This is a genomic window from Streptomyces sp. 3330 (assembly GCF_031456635.1).
In the GTDB taxonomy this organism is placed as follows: domain Bacteria; phylum Actinomycetota; class Actinomycetes; order Streptomycetales; family Streptomycetaceae; genus Streptomyces.
Map to the genome: position 1 here is coordinate 490393 of NZ_JAVDVA010000001.1, position 15900 is coordinate 506292.

Genomic DNA, 15900 nt, shown 5'->3' on the forward strand with positions numbered 1-15900 from the left:
GGAGGGCGTCATGGACGCGAGCGTCACCGGCACGAAGGCCGAGACCGTCCCGACGGAGTCCGTCCCGTCGGAGTCCGTCCCGTCGGAGTCCGTCATCTCCCTGCGCGGTGTCCGCGCGGAGCTGGGTTCGCGCCCGGTCCTGCGCGGCATCGACCTCACCGTGCGGCGCGGTGAGGTCGTCGCCCTGCTCGGCGCCAACGGCTCGGGCAAGTCGACCGCCGTCCGCACCGTGATCGGACAGGTCCCGGTCAGCGCCGGTGAGGTCGAGCTGTTCGGCACCCCGCGGCGCCGGTTCCGCGACTGGGCGCGGATCGGCTACGTCCCGCAGCGCACGACGGCCGCCGGCGGGGTCCCGGCCACGGTGACGGAGGTCGTCTCCTCGGGCCGGCTCTCCCGCACCCGCTTCGGCGTCTTCCGCAAGGCCGACCGGGAGGCCGTCCGGCGTGCCCTGGACCTCGTGGGCATGGCCGACAGGGCCGGGGACAACGTCGACGCCCTCTCCGGCGGTCAGCACCAGCGTGTGCTCATCGCCCGCGCGCTGGCCGCCGGACCCGAACTGCTGATCATGGACGAGCCGATGGCGGGCGTCGACCTGGCCAGCCAGGAGGTCCTGGCGCGGACCCTGCGGGACCAGGTCGCCGCCGGCACGACGGTCCTGCTCGTGCTGCACGAACTGGGCCCCCTGGAGCCCCTGATCGACCGGGCGGTCGTCCTGCGCGACGGCTGCGTGCAGCACGACGGCCCGCCCCCGCGAGCCGTCGGCCAGCACGCCCTGCCCGGCCACGACCACGTACACCCGCACGCACCCGCGGGCGCCGAACCGATCCGCACGGGACTGCTGAGCTGATGGACTTCCTGAACTACGCCTTCATGCAGCGGGCGCTGCTGGCCGCCGTCCTGGTCGGCATCACGGCCCCCGCCGTCGGCATCTACCTCGTCCAGCGCCGCCAGGCCCTCATGGGCGACGGCATCGGCCATGTCGCGATGACCGGCGTCGGCCTGGGCTTCCTGCTGTCCTGGTCCCCGGTGTGGATGGCCACCGCCGTCTCGGTCGCGGGCGCGGTGACCATGGAACTGATCCGCTGGTACGGCAGGACCCGCGGCGACATCGCCCTCGCCATGCTCTTCTACGGCGGCATGGCCGGCGGCGTGATGTTCATCAACCTCGCGCCGGGCGGCTCGAACGCCAACCTGACGTCGTACCTGTTCGGATCCCTGTCGACCGTCTCCGAGTCGGACGTCACGGCGATCTGCCTGCTCGCGGCCTTCGTGGTCGCCGTCACCCTGGGCCTGCGCCGCCAGCTCTTCGCGGTCAGCCTGGACGAGGAGTTCGCCCGGGTGACCGGCCTGCCGGTGCGCGCGCTGAACCTGCTGACGGCGATCACGGCGGCGGTCACCGTGACGGTGGCGATGCGGGTGGTGGGCCTGCTGCTGGTGTCGGCCCTAATGGTGGTCCCGGTGGCCGCGGCCCAGCAGCTCAGCCGCAGCTTCGCCGCCACCTTCGCGATCGCGGTGGCGATCGGCGTGACGGTGACCACCGGCGGCACGGTCACCTCCTACTACCAGGACGTCCCGCCCGGTGCGACGATCGTGCTGCTGACCATCGGCGCGTTCATCGCGCTGAGCGTGGTGGCCGCGCCGCTGGCCCGCCGCCGCGCCCGCGCGCTGGCGGCGGCGCACCCCGCCGGCGATCCGGCGGAGTGCGCGATTCCGGCCACCCGGGCGGCGGGGGACGAGGTCGGCGTCTGACCGTGCACAGCCGGTGCTGGCACAATGGCCCGGCAAGCCGCAGACGTGAGGAGGCAACGGTGACAACCGCTGGACCGCCCGTGAAGGGCCGTTCCACCCGGCAGCGTGCCGCCGTGGCGGCGGCGCTCGACGAGGTCGACGAGTTCCGCAGCGCCCAGGATCTGCACGACATGCTCAAGCACAAGGGCGACTCGGTGGGCCTGACCACGGTCTACCGCACCCTCCAGTCCCTCGCCGACGCGGGCGAGGTCGACGTCCTGCGCACCTCGGACGGCGAGTCGGTGTACCGCCGGTGCTCCACCGGCGAGCACCACCACCACCTCGTCTGCCGCGTCTGCGGCAAGGCCGTGGAGGTGGAGGGCCCGGCGGTGGAGAAGTGGGCCGAGGCCATCGCCGCGGAACACGGCTACGTCAACGTGGCCCACACGGTGGAGATCTTCGGCACCTGCTCCGACTGCGCGGGCGCCTCCGGCGGCTGAGCGGTTGCGCGGCGGGCGGGGTGACCGGACCCCGGTGACCGCGCCCCCGGACCCCCGCCGTCGGCCCTGAACGGGCCTCGTCCTCGATCGCCGGACAGGCTGGATCGATGCGGCCTGCGCCGAAACGCCCGGCCGCGTGGGGTGCGGCCCGCTCGTCGGCCGTGAAGCTCAGCCGCGGCCGAAGCAGCGCTCCAGTTCGTCGAGGTCGTAGAACGTGCTGCCCTGGGCGATCGGGGTGCAGGCGGCCTTGAAGGACGTCTCCTGCTCGTTGTAGAGCATGCGGACCAGGAACCGGCCGTTCTTCTCGTAGACGTCCCACTGGATGTTCGAGGCCAGCGGCGCCACCGACGCGCCCCGCCAGGGGTTCGAGGCGTACGTGTACGGGCGGGCCGCGGTGACCGGCTCCGTGCTGCCGGGCAGACCCAGCAGGGCGGCCAGCGGGATGATCTCCTCGGCGTGGGTGAAGCGGAGTTCGGCGCCCAGGGTGCCGGTGCCGGACCGCTCGGCCTCCGCCTTGCGGAAGAAGTCGTCGAGCAGGACGTCGGCCATCTTGTAGGTGATGTCGCTGTCGGCGAAGCCGGGGCCCTTCTCGTAGAAGTCCTCGGCGTCGCTCAGGTACCCGAACCAGGCGGCGTCGGCGGTGGAGAGGTACCGCTGCATTCCCCAGCCCTCGCCGCCCGGGCTCTCCTCGCTCATCGCGGGGGCGATGGCGTACAGGTTGTAGACGGCCCGGGCCGCGGCGACGCGGTCGGCGCTGCTGAGCCGCGCGACGAACGCGTCCTGGAAGAGGCGCCGCAGGACGCTGTCCGCGGCCTGGTGGGTCCTCGGCCGGTCGGTGATCTTCGCCAGGGTGTCCGCGAGCCGCCGGTCGTTCGCGAGGTAGTCCCGGTAGGCGGCGCCGCCGTCGGCCTTGTGGAAGTAGAGCAGGTCCTTGTCGGTGCGGGTCGCGCCGATCAGCGGCGCGAGGGCCGGGTCGGCCTCGGCGAGGGCGCCCGCGTACAGGTCGGCGCTGTCGGTGGCCCGGACCTGCCCGGAGCTGACGACGTCGATCTTCTCGCCGTCGCGCGCGATCCGGGCGAAGAGCGACGGCAGGCGCTCGGCCGTGCGGACGGCCGTGTCCTGGATCTCCTCCTTGCCGCGGCCGCTCAGGTTGCCGTAGCCGATCTTCGCCATGGCGGCCTGGAGGGCGCGCACCTTCGGGCCGAACTCCCGGCCCTTCCGGGTGAGTTGGCCTGCCGCCTCGGCCTTGTCCCAGAGCGCGAGGATCAGGTCGGCGTCCTCGCCGTCGGAGGCGGAACGCGAACCGTGCCGGGAGACGCTCTCCGTGAGGACGGGCGTGAAGCCGGCCGGCGGCCGCTGGTAGGAGCGGGCGCTCTGCCCGGGCTCGTAGGTGGCCTTCGTGCCGTAGCTCTCGCGGTGCGCGAGGTGTGCGCCGGAGCCGCCGGTGTCGGCGGCCCGGGCGGGCAGGGCGGCGAGCACCAGCGCGCCGAGGGCGGTGGCGAGGACGGGGGTGACGCGGTTCATGTGCGGGCCGTTTCAGCGAGCGGGAGACCGGGACGGACTGGTCTCCCGCAGCGTCGACGGGCCGGGTGAACGCAGGGAGGCTAGGAGGTGGCCTCCGGGTCCGGAGTCTTCCCCTCCATGGCCAGGAGTTCCTCGTTCGTGACCGCGCCGCCGAAACGGCGGTCCCGGGACGCGAACTCGACGCACGCCCGCCACAGGTCGCGGCGGTCGAAGTCGGGCCACAGGACGTCCTGGAAGACCAGCTCCGCGTACGCGCTCTGCCAGAGCAGGTAGTTGGAGGTGCGCTGCTCGCCGCTCGGCCGCAGGAACAGGTCGACGTCCGGCATGTCCGGGTAGTACAGGTACTTCGCGAGGGTCTTCTCGGTGACCTTCGACGGGTCGAGGCGGCCCGCCTTCACGTCCTCGGCGAGCGCCTGCGCCGCGTCCGCGATCTCCGCCCGGCCGCCGTAGTTCATGCAGAAGTACAGGGTGAGGCGGTCGTTGTCCTTGGTCTGCTCCTGGGCGACCTGGAGCTCCTTGGCGACCGACTTCCACAGCTTGGGCATCCGGCCCACCCAGCGCACCCGGATGCCGAGCTCGTCGAGCTGGTCGCGGGTCTTGCGGATGAAGTCGCGGTTGAAGTTCATCAGGAAGCGGACCTCGTCGGGCGAGCGCTTCCAGTTCTCGGTGGAGAAGGCGTACAGGGAGATGTTGCGCACGCCCATCTCGACCGCGCCCTGCAGCACGTCGAGGACCTGCTCGGCGCCGACCTTGTGGCCCTCGGTGCGCGGCAGCCCGCGCTCCTTCGCCCAGCGGCCGTTGCCGTCCATGACGATCGCCACGTGCTCGGGGACCAGCTCGCCCGGGAGCTTCGGCGGGCGCGCGCCGGACGGGTGCGGCTCCGGCGTCCGGTACTCACGACGCTGCCGCCCCAGGAACCCGCGTACGACCATGTGCCTCTCGTCTCCTCTGACTTTCGCTTGCTTATTTCTCTACGTACCTGAGTGAGCGCAGCCCGCGCTCCAGGTGCCAGTGCAGATAGGCGGACACCAGCCCGCTGCCCTCCCGGACGTACCGCGCCTCGCACGCGTCCGCCGTCTCCCAGTCTCCCGTGAGCAGCGCGCCCAGCAGGACCAGGGTCTGCGGCGAGGGTACGACGCTGCCGGCCACCCGGCAGTCGACGCAGACGGAGCCGCCCGCCGCGACGGAGAAGAACCGGTTGGGTCCCGGCATTCCGCACTTGGCGCAGTCGCCGAAGCTGGGGGCGTATCCGTTGACGGCCAGCGACCGCAGCAGGAACGCGTCGAGGACGAGGTGCGGGGCGTGTTCGCCGCGGGCCAGGGTGCGCAGCGCGCCGACGAGCAGCAGGTACTGCTGGACGGCCGGTTCGCCCTCGTGGTCGGTGAACCGCTCGGCGGTCTCCAGCATGGCCGTCCCGGCGGTGTAGCGGGCGTAGTCGGTCACGATCCCGCCACCGTAGGGAGCGATGATCTCGCTCTGTGTGCACAGCGGCAGCCCGCGGCCGACCAGTTCGCTGCTGCCCCGCGCGAAGAACTGCACGTCGACGTGGGAGAAGGGTTCGAGGCGCGCTCCGAACTTGGACTTCGTCCGGCGCACCCCCCGCGCCACGGCCCGCACCCGGCCGTGCCCGCGGGTCAGCAGCGTGATGATGCGGTCGGCCTCGCCGAGCTTCTGGGTCCGCAGGACGATGCCGTCGTCCCGGAAGAGACTCATCGGGCACCGCCGGGGACGGCCTGCCGGGGGTGCGGCAGGCCGCGGTCCGCCGCACCCGGCTGCCGGGTGCGGGCCACGATGCCGTCGTCGCGGAACAGGCTCATGCGCCCATTCTCGCCTACGCCGAAGGAGCGGCGTGCCCGCCCGCCATGATCCTCCGGGCGGTACGCGTGAGCGGGGCGGTGCAACCGACGAGCGCGCGGGGACGTCCGTGCCAGAGGAGACCATGATCCTCGACGGACGGAGAGAACGATCTCGAGCTCGCGCCTTTCCCCCAGTCCCTCCCGCCGGACCCTGCTGACGGCCGGCGCGGCCTCCGCGGCCGTCCTGCTCGCCGCGGGCCCCGCCGGGGCCGCCACCGACCCCGTCACCGCCCGCCTGCGCGACCTCGAGGCCCGACACGGCGCCCGGCTCGGCGTGTTCGGGCACAACGTCCGCACGGGGCGGTCGGTCCGCTACCGCGCCGACGAGCGCTTCCCGGTCTGCTCCCTGTTCAAGCCCCTGGCGGTGGCGGCCGTCCTGCGGGACCTGCCCGAGGGCACGCTGGACCGCCGGCTGTACTGGACGGCGGCGGACGTGGTGGAGAACTCCCCCGTCACCCAGGAGCATGTGGCCGACGGCATGACGATCGCCGAGTTGTCCGTCGCGGCCATCCAGCGCAGCGACAACACGGCGGGCAATCTGCTCCTGCGCGAGCTGGGCGGCCCCACCGCGGTCACCCGCTTCGCCCGCTCCGTCGGCGACCGGGTGACCCGCCTCGACCGCTGGGAGCCGGAGCTCAACTCGGCCGAACCGGACCGGGTCACGGACACCACCAGCCCGCACGCGATCGGCCGCACCTACGCCCGGCTGCTCCTCTCCGGCGTGCTGGACCCGGCCGACCGCCGGCGGCTGACCGAGTGGATGCTCGGCACCGTCACCAGCGCCAACCGCTTCCGAGCCGGACTCCCCCCGACCTGGACGCTCGCCGACAAGACGGGCGGCGGCTGGTACGGCGCGAACAACGACGCGGGCGTCGCCTGGACCCCGGACGGCGCCCCCGTCGTCCTGGTGGTCCAGCTCACGAAGCCGGCCCGGGACGCGGCCTACGACCACGAACTGATCGTGGAGACGGCGCGGCTGCTGGCGCGGACGCTGGGCTAGGACCCGTCCGGCCGCAGCCGGACGCTGTCGGGGAGGCCGTTCGGCGAGGTGCCCGGGGCGGCGGCCTCCCACAGCTGGTCGAAGCGCCGGATCAGGGGCTGGACCTCGTCGGCCCGGGCGTTCACCGTCGTCGAGGTGTTCACGCTCAGCTGGTCCGCGTGGATCTCGTAGGACAGCACCCCGTCGAAGACGATGCAGTCGATCATCTTGCCGCGGCGCAGGTACAGCGGGAGCTCCTCCAGGGCCACCACCTGGACTTGGATGCCCATCTCCCGCTGCTCCGCGCAGATCGGTTCGAGGGCGGCCAGCTCCTCGGGCCGTTTCACGATGAACAGGCGCCGGACCGTGAGGCGCCGTTCCAGGATCGCCTCGCGCTGGGCGGTCAGGTAGCGTCCCGCCGGCTCGGTGTTCCAGAACCCGTCGTCGACGACGGTGGTGCTGATCGCGTCGATGCTCGTCCGCGCGCATTTGGTGAGGGTCAGGAGCCAGTCGTGGTTCTCGCCCGCGCACTCGGCGCTGAGGTTGGTGAAGTCCTCCATCTGCGCGGCGAGCCGGTCGATCTCCGAATGCGCGAACTCGCGCAGGATGTCCGGCCCCATGGACACGACCTTGGTGGCGTGCTCGGCGAGCCGGGGCACCCCGTCGCCGCGCAGCCTCTCCACCTCGGTGAACAGCTTCGTCGCCTCGCCTATGTCGGCGAACCGCTTGTCCACCGAGTCCCTGAGCTCGCCCAGCTGGCTCACGAAGGACGCCAGGAACTGCACGATCAGCACGATGCCGCCGCACAGCACGGACAGCACGAGCTGCCACGGGCCGTCCTCCTCGGACGGTCCGACGACATTGGTGAGCAGGTAGACGACGCCACCGGCCACCACCGTGATGAGGATCTTCTGCGTCACATGCCGGGCGCCCTCGCCGTCCCGGATCCGGTCGCTCCGGAAGTTCGGGTTCGTCGGTGCATGCATCTCTCTGTCTCCCCCCGTCGGGATGCTGCGCGAACAGGTGTCGTGTTGCCGTCAGGACAGGGCGGGCACCTCGCCCCGGACGAGGTTCTGCAGTGCCAGCTGGTCCCTGATGCGCTGTGCCATGGTGTTCCACTGCCTGCTGAACCCCGGGTGCCGCTCCAGCTCCTCCCAGGGCGGGCTCAGGGCCCGGTCCAGGCGCGCCTGGGGCATCCACAGGTGCAGCAGATGATCGACGAGCGGACGCAGCACCTTCATCGCGGCCGCCTGGTTCTCGGAGCCGGGCGGCAGGCCGTCGAGCTTGTCGCCCACGGTGGTCAGCAGCCAGTCGTGCAGGGCGAGGTCCTCGCAGAGCGTGGCCGCCGCCACGGGCGTGGTCCCTCGCGGCAGCCGCAGTTCGACGATCCGCAGGCCGGATCCGAGCTCGGTGAAGAGCGCGGACGCGGGCTCGCCGTCGTCGGCCGGCGACGCGGTCCAGCGCAGGCTGGTGTCGGTCGTGGTGAGCGGAGCGTCGTGGTCCAGGAGGTCGTGCCGGCGCGAGATCCTCGCCAGCAGGCTCTCGGCGATCGACCCGATGTCCAGCCGGTCCTGCTGGTGTCCGGTCAGGAAGCCCTCCGTGACGGACTTCTCGGGCAGCCTGCCGACCGGGACCAGGAAACCGGGCCGGACCAGGTAGTACCCCCAGGGCCGGCGCCGGTCGGGCCCGGTCTCCGGGGCGGCGAAGTACGCCGTCGACTGCAGGACGCGGCCCTCGACGAGCCCCGCGTGCGCCGCCACGGTGCCGACCGCGCGGACCTTGGCCCCGGTGGCGGTGGGCAGCCGGCAGTCGACGCCGGTGAGGACGTCCGGGGAGAGGGCGTGCCGGTTGGGGCGCCGGGAGGTCCGCACGGGTTCGTCGGCGCGCAGCCGCAGCAGCCCGACGGCGGTCCGCTCGTCGACCGCCCTGCGGTGGGGCAGCAGACAGGTCCGCACCTCACCGCAGGCGAGGACGGGTCCGGAGGGCGTGCCCAGGCCGCTCATGTCACAACCCCGGCGGGAACACGTAGGACATGCGGTCCACGATCCCCGGGGGCACCGTCACGCCCTCGCCGACGGACCGCGCGGCGACCTGCTGGAGCGCCCCGGCCTCGACGTGGACCTGGTCGAGGATGACGCGTACGGCGTGCTCGACGGGCAGGAACCGGGTCGGCAGGACGCTGCACGTGGCGTAGGCGGTGAAGGGCGTCGCGGCCGGGTTGAGCTGGAGGACGGGCGGCAGCGCGTCCCACTCGGCGGGGAACTCGGCGCCCTGCCACCGGGTGGGGGTGAGCACGGCCGCGCCGTTGTCCCGCAGCAGCCCGAGCCGGACCAGCTGCCAGACGGAGGCCAGGAAGGCACAGGACCAGGTGCGCGCGTCCTCGGGGCCGTTCCACAGTTCGACGTCCACGAACACGGAGTGGCCGCGCGCCTCGGTCTCGCTCGGCGGCTGCCAGACGCCGGTGGAGTCCAGGGCGGCCGAGGTCCGCTGGGAGGGGGCGCGGCGGCCGTTGGTGAGCCAGCCGGTGCGGCCGACGGGCGGGCGGAAGCCGTTGCTGCCGGGCGGCGGCGATTCCACCAGCCGGTGCAGGACGGACTCGGCCAGTTCGGCGCGGTCGCGACGGGGGGAGCCGCCGGGGCCGAGGGCGGGGCCCGCGCAGCCGGACTCGCGGGCCAGGTAGTCGATGGTCAGCCCGGCCTCGGCCGCCGCCGCCAGCAGGGGCGGGATCAGCTCGGCAGGGGTGGACAGCCGGGAGAAGTAGTCGTCGATCAGGAAGCAGGTGCTGATCCGGGGCCGGCGGCCCGGCGGCAGCGGGCCGAGACCGGCCCGCGCGGCGTCCACCCAAGGCCGTACACCGGCGAAGTGCCGACGCAGCCGGGCGGCTCCCTCGGCGAAGTCCTCCATGTACAAGTGGCCTAATTCCAGGGAGAGATGAGAGAAGGGCACGGATTCGGTGCGCGGGTCGGCGCTGCTCTCCCGGAATGCGGTGCCCGGCCCGTTCACAACTGCCCCCAGAACTTGTCGTCGGTCAGCCGCTGCGCGAGATCCCCCATGGCCTGCCAGGTCTCGTTGTTGGCGATCCGGCGGTCGTGGACGTCCTCGTCGGTGATGAGGCGTTCCTGCCACTGGAGGACGGGTTCCAGCGGAATGGACGCCAGCACCCTGGTTCTGCCGATGCCCCGGCCGGCCGCGAGTTCCTCGAGTTCCTTGTCGCACTGCCGCATCCACGCGTACTGCGCGGGCGACACCTGGGACCACAACGGCGACTCCAGATCGGGCACCGCGGCGCGCACGAACCGGATGGCGCCGCCCAGGGCCTCCGGGTCGTGTCCGATGGCCGTTCCCGCCTGCACTATCCCCTGTTTCCCGAATACGAGTTCGGCCGCCGCCATGACGTGCTGGCGGGTCCAGCGGTGATAGACGAGCCAGCGGTTCTTGAGGCGGCCCAGTCCGCCCCGGGGCGACGTCGCGGCGAGGGCCAGGTCCATCGCATAACTGCGTCCGGCGCTGAGGTCGATGATGATGACGTCGAATTCGCGTTTCAGCCGGAGGACGAGATCCACACAGCGGTGCAGGTTCTCCTCGTCGGTGACGAATTCACCGGCCGTGCGGTCGCCGGGCAGCAGGACCAGCCGCCCGGAGCCGCCGGGCCTGCCGCGCAGGACGGGGTGTTCGGTGCGCGCCCAGACGTCGACCCGCAGCGGCTCGCCCGTCTTGCCCTTCAGGTACGAGTGCAGGCCCCGCCCCTCGGCCTCGGAGAGGACGTCGGGCAGGTCGAACACGGCGGCGGCGGTGGGCGAGCCGAAGTCGAAGTCCAGGTAGCAGACGTCGTCCCCGTCCAGCGCGCGGTGATACGCGAGGTTGGCGCTGGTGACGGAGCGGCCGGTGCCTCCCTTGTCGGAGGCGGCGAAGACGAGCACCCTCACACCCCCCGGGCGTCGGCGCCCCGGGCGCGGGCCAGGGCGTAGAGCCGGGCGAGGACGCCGAGGGCGAGCGCGTGCGCGGTGCCGGGCTGCTTGTCGACGAGCTGACGGGCGCGCCGCAGGTCGGCCTCGATGCCCTTGATCTCTTCTCCCTGGGGGCTCTTGGGGGCCGGGGCGGGCTGCTCCAGCTGCTCCTTGCCGAACAGGTGGGCGGCCTCGCTGAGCGCCGCCTGGGCGAGGGTGGTCATCTCGGGGCTGCGGATCGGGTCCTGGGCGTAGAGGGCGTGCGCGGCGACCATGCACTCGGTGACGCGCTCGGTGATGCTCCAGGACAACGGCCCGGTGCGCACGGGTGATTCGGGGTACACCGCGTGCACGTTGTCCCACAGGCCGACGCCCTCGCCGTCGCTGACGCGCCGCGCCCACAGGTGGTCGAGGATGTTCTCGGCGAGGGTGAGCAGACGGTCCTGCGAGCCGATGTTGCGGGACAGCGCGCACAGTTGGACGGTCCGCTTGAGCAGCTGCGCGGAGAAGTCGCCCATGGTCCACTTCATGGCCGGGCCGATGTCCTCGCTGCCCAGCAGCGGAAGGGTGACTCCGGGGTTGTGCAGGCCGATCGCCGGGTCGTCACGGGCCGTGCGGCTGGTGATGCGGCCGCGTTCGGCGAGGCGTTCCATGACCGCGACGGTGCGGGTGAGGTCGTCGTCGGTGGCACGGCGGCGCACCAGGTCGTGGACGAGGATCGAGGCCACGGACAGCGAGAAGTACTCGGACTCCAGCTGCTGGAGCGTGGTGCGCCAGGGGATCTCCTCCAGCGGCCAGGTGGCGCCGTCGAAGCGGGCGATGCCCGACCAGTACTGCTGGGTGATCTCCCAGCGCAGCCGCAGCGCGTCGGCGAGCTTCTGCTGTTCGGCGGTGAGCAGACCGAGGACCAGGGTGCGCTCGGAGGACAGGTCGGGGATGCCGTCGAGGGCGACGACGGTGAAGTACAGGTAGGGCACGGCGTGGGCCACGCCCTGGGGCTGCTTGCCGATGTCCTGGGCGGTCTGCGCCTCCACCTCGACCTCGGGGGCGCCCTTCACCAGGCTCCAGGCCCAGCCGCACTCGAACAGCCGGTTCTCGTTGCGGAGCTGATCGGCGACATCGGTGTCCAGACCGAGGGTGACGCTCTCGCTGATGAGGGCGCGCAGCGACTTGAACCGCTCCTGGAAGCGCTGCAGGACCTGGCGGTCGGACAGCCGGCCGCGGCCGAGCAGCCGGGCGAGGGCCTGCCCCTGGTCGGAGGCGATGTCGACGACGTTGACGGTGAAGGAGCGCAGCAGGCTCACCATGGCCGCCGTCAGACGGGCGCTGGTCGCCTCTTTCAGCCGGTCGATGCGGGCGAGGGTGCTGGCCCGCTGGGTCTTGCCCCGGTACACCTTCAGGAAGCCGAGGGTGGCCAGGCAGAGGGTGATCGACATGGAGTAGGAGTCGACGACTCCCACTTCCTCCTGCTCCTTGGAGAGTTCGTGCTCGGGGTTCTCCGGGGCGAAGTAGTAGCCGCCTGCGAAGGTGGGGCTCTCCTCGCCGCGGTGGTTCTCCATGAAGTCGCCGAGGATCTCCAGGAGGTTCATGGGAATCTCGCTGGAGTCCCCCGCGCTCCTGAGGGCCCGCTCGACGTCCAGCTGGGTGGTGTCGGGGTCGTCCAGGCGGAACGGCTCGATTTCGGTGGCGGGGTACAGAAGGCAGAGCAGTCGCTCCGCGTCGGCGACGCTGCTGCGACCGCCCCACTCACCCCATTGCCATTCCCCGTTGTCGAAAGAATGGCGGGCGATGGCCTGCCACACCTCGAGCAGATTCTGTCTCGGCTTGATCTGCATGCCCATTCCCCTCGCACAGGCCCGTCACCGTGTAAAAGAACTCCGACCGCTCATTCGTCGTGCCGCTCTTTACGTTGCCCGCAGGCCAGGATCATACCGGTGTATCCATCCCGCACAAGCTGCTGCGGATTGGCCGTGCGATGAATGTCCACGTCGTCCGCGTAAGCACTGAGAACCGCCCGGACCTCGGTTTCGTCGATATCGCGGGCGGGAAATTTTTGGGCGCCGACCCGATACCCTTCGGAGTGTTCCATGAAGGCGGCCGCAAAAGGAGCTCCGGAATTCAGGACGCTCATGAAACATCCCACCCCTCGCCGGAACTCGGCGAGCGAGGTGGTGATGGACTCGGCGACGAAGAACATCGTGCCGAGGTCCCAGCGGCGGGTGTCGGCGCAGAGATCGAAGAGACTGCCCGGCTCGGGCTGCTGGACGGCCTCCTTGAAGCGGACCCGGGGCTCCACGCCGAGCGTGGCATATGCCTCGTCCTTGCACAGGACGTTCCAGAACTGATCCCAGTGGGGGGCATAGCCGGGACACTGCTCCCGGAGGTACTCCAGATTCCGGGCGGACCGCTCCAGAAGCGTGATCCGGTCGCACCAGGGCAGCATGGCGAGGGCCGGATAGAGATTGGGTCCCGCGCCGACGTCGATACCGGAAGCCACCCGACCGCGACCTCGGAAGTGATCACTGAAGTGATCGCGCACATGGGAGAGGATCTCCTCGTCCACGGCCTGCATCTCGAGGTAATTGTGGCTGATGTACACGCCGGGATCGAAGTCGTCCCAGAGCACGTCACCATTCAGCTTTTGGTCAGCGGCGGACGGTACCGAGGTCATGATTCAGCGTAGCAGGACGCATGGGTCTTGAAGGAGTGGGTGCACGGAGCAATGATGGAGATCAGGTACGCAAATCGCACTGGCTTCAATTCGATTTGTCGACAATTCACAAGGGGACGGTATGACTCCTCTTCCCGGAGATCGTTTTCCGTCGGGCACCGGTTCGACAATGAGCCAGATGTCCGGAGAAAGACCCTTACGGATCAGAGCGGTCACGGAGGAGGATCTCCCCCATATCGTGCGCCTCGACGCCGATGCGTTCCCCCACGGTCCCTACCCCTACTTCGTCCTGCGCCAACTTCTCGCCGCCTGCACCGATCTCGTCTACGTCGTGGACGACGGCACGGACCTCTACGGATACGTCCTCGCGACCTCGCCGAACGACGCGCAGAGCTGGGTGCTCAGCCTCGCCATCACCCCCGGGCTGCGCGGAAAGGGTTTCGGCCGGCGGCTGATGACGAAACTGCTCGGCCAGTTACGGGCGAAGGGCGCCCACTCCGTCCGGCTCTCCGTGGAGCCGCGCAACGACTCGGCCATCGCGCTGTACGACTCCCTGGGCTTCGTCCCGGACCCCGGCGGGCCCCGCGCCGACTACTTCGGCCCCGGTGAGGACCGTCTCCTCATGACGCTCACCCTGTGAACTCCCCGAACCGCCGCACGTACCCGCGCTGCCAGGGCGTCTCCACCGCGCGCCGGTCGTAGTGCCGGCGGACGTAGTCCACCGCCTCGGCCGGCGGTACGCCGTCCAGGACCGCCAGGCAGGCCAGGGCCGTCCCGGTGCGGCCGCGGCCGCCGGAGCAGGCGATCTCCACCCGCTCGCCGGCCGCGCGCCGCCACGCCTCGGTGAGGGTGGCGCGGGCCTGCGCGCGGTCGCCCGGGAGGCGGAAGTCGGGCCAGCGGAGCCAGCATGACTCCCAGGGCTGCCGCGGGGGCCGCGCGCCGAGCAGGTAGACGCCGTACGCGGGCACGGGGGCCTCGGGGTCGAGCGGGCGGCGCAGGCCGCGGCCGCGGACCAGGCGGCCGGACGGCAGCGCGAGCACCCCGGGGTCACCCTCACGCCAGGCCCACGCGTCGTCGCTCATCACCCCATTCGAACCCGGTCACGGGGGACGGGCAACCGATTCGGCGCAACCGGTGGTCTGGAGGGCGAGGAGGGTGCTTGATGCAGGCCGAACAAGAAGACCGGTTCCAGGAGTTCGTCAGAGCCCGGTGGTCCCGGCTCGTGCGGACCGCGTATCTGCTCACGGGGGACGTCCACCACGCCGAGGACCTGACGCAGACCGCGCTGGCCAAGGCGTACCGGTCGTGGCGGCGGATCTCGCGCAGCGACAACCCGGAGGCGTACGTGCGGCGGATGCTGGTCAGCTGCAACAGTGACCGGTTCCGCAAGCGGCGGGTCGCCGAGGCGCTGACCGCGGCGCCGCCCGAGCGGGCGGGGCGCGACGAGGGCGCGGGGCGGGTGGAGGAGCGCGGCTCGCTGCTGGCCGGACTGGCCCAGCTGCCGCCGAAGCAGCGGGCGGTGGTGGTGCTGAGGTACTGGGAGGACCTGTCCGAGGCGGAGGTGGCCGACGTGCTCGGCTGCTCGCCCGGCACGGTCAAGAGCCAGGCGTCCAAAGGACTCGCGAAGCTGCGTCTGCACCCGGGACTGGCCGCCGACCGGGCGGTGTCCGGTGAGCGGGGCCGGGTGCCGGCGCAGGGGCGCGGTCAGGGGCAGGTCCAGATCCAGGGTCAGGGAGGCGGCAGGTGAACGGCGCGGGGAAGCAGGCGGAGCGGGAGGACTCCGGGTTCGAGGAGCGGATGCGTGCATTGCTCGCCGAGGACGCGTACACCATCCAGCCCTCCTCGGCGCCGTATCCGGCGATCCGGCGGCGTGGACTGGCCGAGCGGCGGCGGCGCGTGGCGGTGACCGGGGCGGCGCTGCTGACGCTGGGCGTCTTGCCGCTGGGGGCGTACGCCGTGGCCGGGGGGCTCGGGGAGCGGGGCGCGGACACGGCGGCGCCGGGGCCGTCGGCCTACGCCCCGCACAGCGCGGCCGGGAGCCCGTCCGCGACACCGGGCGGCACGGCGGGCGGGCCCGCGCAGCCGGCCACCGACGGGCAGTTGCTCGACGGGATCACCTTCGCGCAGGCGGCGGACGGGCTGAAGAAGTGCCTGGCCGCCGAGAGCGGGCCGCCCGGGAGCGCCGCGGACCTGGGCGAGGCCGGGGACTACCGGATCATCCTGGCGATCAGGAGCACCGGAGACTCCAACTCACCCGGCGACGGCGTCCACGTCACCGCCGTGCAGGAGCGGTCCGCGGGCCGGTGGGTGATCTGTTCCGTCAAGGACGGTGCGGCCTCGGGCATCAGCACCGGCGCGATCGACGCCGGGGCGCCGGGCGCGGGCCCGGTCGTGGTCGACGCCAACGGCGAGCAGCTCTACCAGCAGTCGTACACCGACAAGGGCCACTGGAAACTGCCCTTCCGGTGGGGGGTCGTCGGCGCCGTCGAGGCGTCGGTGGCCGCGGTGACCGTCTCCTACGGCGACGGCGCCCCCGTGACCGCGGCCCTGGACCACGGCTGGTTCGCCGCCGCCGGTCTGCTGGAGCAGCAGGTCACGCTCGCCCCGCACATCAAGGGCTACGACGACTCCGGCAAGCTGGTCTACGACTCCGACGAGGACGGAACGTACCAGCGCGCGCTGCCCTAGCCGGACT

The 15900-nt window shown here is 71.8% G+C and carries 17 protein-coding genes; 7 read left to right on the top strand and 10 right to left on the bottom strand.

Annotated elements, in window-relative coordinates:
• Nucleotides 1–10 precede the first annotated feature (10 nt).
• Genes J2X68_RS02150 through J2X68_RS02160 form a run of 3 tightly spaced genes read left to right on the top strand, consistent with a single transcriptional unit; the run spans nt 11 to nt 2228 of the window.
• Nucleotides 11–847: a metal ABC transporter ATP-binding protein gene (locus tag J2X68_RS02150; protein WP_310430668.1), complete on the top strand. Its 837-nt coding sequence runs from the start codon at nt 11–13 to the stop codon at nt 845–847.
• Nucleotides 847–1749: a metal ABC transporter permease gene (locus tag J2X68_RS02155; RefSeq protein WP_310430669.1), complete on the top strand. Its 903-nt coding sequence runs from the start codon at nt 847–849 to the stop codon at nt 1747–1749. The genes J2X68_RS02150 and J2X68_RS02155 overlap by 1 nt, the downstream gene beginning before the upstream one ends.
• Before the next feature lie 59 nt (nt 1750–1808).
• Nucleotides 1809–2228: a Fur family transcriptional regulator gene (locus J2X68_RS02160; protein WP_028806487.1), complete on the top strand. Its 420-nt coding sequence runs from the start codon at nt 1809–1811 to the stop codon at nt 2226–2228.
• A gap of 168 nt (nt 2229–2396) precedes the next feature.
• Here J2X68_RS02160 and J2X68_RS02165 read toward each other — a convergent pair whose 3' ends face one another.
• From J2X68_RS02165 to recO, 3 genes are all read right to left on the bottom strand, one after another.
• Nucleotides 2397–3752 carry a histidine-type phosphatase gene (locus J2X68_RS02165; RefSeq protein WP_310430670.1) on the bottom strand — a complete coding sequence of 452 codons (1356 nt, stop codon included), beginning with the start codon at nt 3750–3752 and terminating at the stop codon, nt 2397–2399.
• Nucleotides 3753–3832: 80 nt separating this feature from the next.
• Nucleotides 3833–4684, bottom strand: a complete 852-nt coding sequence (locus J2X68_RS02170) for an isoprenyl transferase (protein ID WP_310430671.1) — start codon at nt 4682–4684, stop codon at nt 3833–3835.
• A gap of 31 nt (nt 4685–4715) precedes the next feature.
• On the bottom strand, nt 4716–5465 hold the full coding sequence (gene recO / locus J2X68_RS02175) for a DNA repair protein RecO (RefSeq protein WP_020127703.1): 750 nt from the start codon (nt 5463–5465) through the stop codon (nt 4716–4718).
• Between the two features lie 252 nt (nt 5466–5717).
• Between recO and bla the strand changes: the two genes are divergently transcribed.
• Nucleotides 5718–6608: a class A beta-lactamase gene (gene bla, locus J2X68_RS02180; RefSeq protein WP_310430902.1), complete on the top strand. Its 891-nt coding sequence runs from the start codon at nt 5718–5720 to the stop codon at nt 6606–6608.
• Here bla and J2X68_RS02185 read toward each other — a convergent pair.
• Genes J2X68_RS02185 through J2X68_RS02210 form a run of 6 tightly spaced genes read right to left on the bottom strand, consistent with a single transcriptional unit; the run spans nt 6605 to nt 13205 of the window.
• A complete protein-coding gene (locus tag J2X68_RS02185; RefSeq protein WP_310430672.1) occupies nt 6605–7573 on the bottom strand; it encodes a hypothetical protein in 969 nt (322 codons plus the stop codon). The two genes, bla and J2X68_RS02185, sit on opposite strands and share 4 nt — an antisense overlap.
• A gap of 51 nt (nt 7574–7624) precedes the next feature.
• Entirely contained in the window at nt 7625–8590 is a 966-nt protein-coding gene (locus J2X68_RS02190) for an SCO2521 family protein (protein ID WP_310430673.1), read from the bottom strand.
• A gap of 1 nt (nt 8591) precedes the next feature.
• Nucleotides 8592–9590 (bottom strand): SCO2522 family protein, encoded by a 999-nt coding sequence (locus tag J2X68_RS02195; protein WP_310430674.1) that lies wholly within the window; start codon nt 9588–9590, stop codon nt 8592–8594.
• Complete coding sequence (locus J2X68_RS02200; protein ID WP_310430675.1) at nt 9587–10507, bottom strand: SCO2523 family variant P-loop protein; 921 nt, start codon at nt 10505–10507, stop codon at nt 9587–9589. Before J2X68_RS02200 ends, J2X68_RS02195 begins: the two co-directional genes overlap by 4 nt.
• Before the next feature lie 2 nt (nt 10508–10509).
• Entirely contained in the window at nt 10510–12369 is a 1860-nt protein-coding gene (locus J2X68_RS02205) for an SCO2524 family protein (protein WP_310430676.1), read from the bottom strand.
• 50 nt (nt 12370–12419) lie between these two features.
• Nucleotides 12420–13205: an SCO2525 family SAM-dependent methyltransferase gene (locus J2X68_RS02210; RefSeq protein WP_310430677.1), complete on the bottom strand. Its 786-nt coding sequence runs from the start codon at nt 13203–13205 to the stop codon at nt 12420–12422.
• Nucleotides 13206–13383: 178 nt separating this feature from the next.
• Here J2X68_RS02210 and J2X68_RS02215 point away from each other — a divergent pair, with 178 nt between their 5' ends.
• Nucleotides 13384–13845 (top strand): N-acetyltransferase, encoded by a 462-nt coding sequence (locus tag J2X68_RS02215; RefSeq protein ID WP_310430678.1) that lies wholly within the window; start codon nt 13384–13386, stop codon nt 13843–13845.
• On the opposite strand, the gene J2X68_RS02220 is transcribed toward J2X68_RS02215, so the two are convergent.
• Nucleotides 13835–14287 carry a protein phosphatase gene (locus tag J2X68_RS02220; protein WP_310430679.1) on the bottom strand — a complete coding sequence of 151 codons (453 nt, stop codon included), beginning with the start codon at nt 14285–14287 and terminating at the stop codon, nt 13835–13837. The genes J2X68_RS02215 and J2X68_RS02220 overlap by 11 nt on opposite strands.
• A gap of 80 nt (nt 14288–14367) precedes the next feature.
• Here J2X68_RS02220 and J2X68_RS02225 point away from each other — a divergent pair, with 80 nt between their 5' ends.
• Nucleotides 14368–14952 carry a SigE family RNA polymerase sigma factor gene (locus tag J2X68_RS02225; protein WP_310430680.1) on the top strand — a complete coding sequence of 195 codons (585 nt, stop codon included), beginning with the start codon at nt 14368–14370 and terminating at the stop codon, nt 14950–14952.
• Nucleotides 14949–15893, top strand: coding sequence for a hypothetical protein (locus tag J2X68_RS02230; RefSeq protein ID WP_310430681.1), 945 nt, complete (start codon nt 14949–14951; stop codon nt 15891–15893). Before J2X68_RS02225 ends, J2X68_RS02230 begins: the two co-directional genes overlap by 4 nt.
• The last annotated feature ends 7 nt before the right edge of the window (nt 15894–15900 follow it).